This is a genomic window from Serratia sp. 201, assembly GCF_037027545.1.
Taxonomy (GTDB): Bacteria; Pseudomonadota; Gammaproteobacteria; order Enterobacterales; family Enterobacteriaceae; genus Serratia; species Serratia bockelmannii.
Genome location: NZ_JAXCHC010000034.1, coordinates 1 through 216 on the forward strand (window position 1 = coordinate 1; position 216 = coordinate 216).

The following is a 216-nucleotide window of genomic DNA, read 5'->3' on the forward strand; positions in this document are numbered from 1 at the left end:
GTGCCAGTGCCGCGGCAACCGCGGCTTTGCGCGGGTCTTCCTCGACGGCAGCCGGAGCCGGTTCCGCCGCTGCAGGAGCATCCGCCTGTTGCGCGGCTTTCTTGGCTTTTACACGTGCCAGTGCCGCGGCAACCGCGGCTTTGCGCGGGTCTTCCTCGACGGCAGCCGGAGCCGGTTCCGCCGCTGCAGGCGCAGCCGCCTGTTGCGCGGCTTTCT

The 216-nt window shown here is 70.8% G+C and carries 1 pseudogene; it reads right to left on the minus strand.

What is annotated here, in order from left to right:
• Nucleotides 1-216: pseudogene (locus tag WA302_RS25270) on the minus strand (electron transport complex subunit RsxC); the annotation flags it as partial.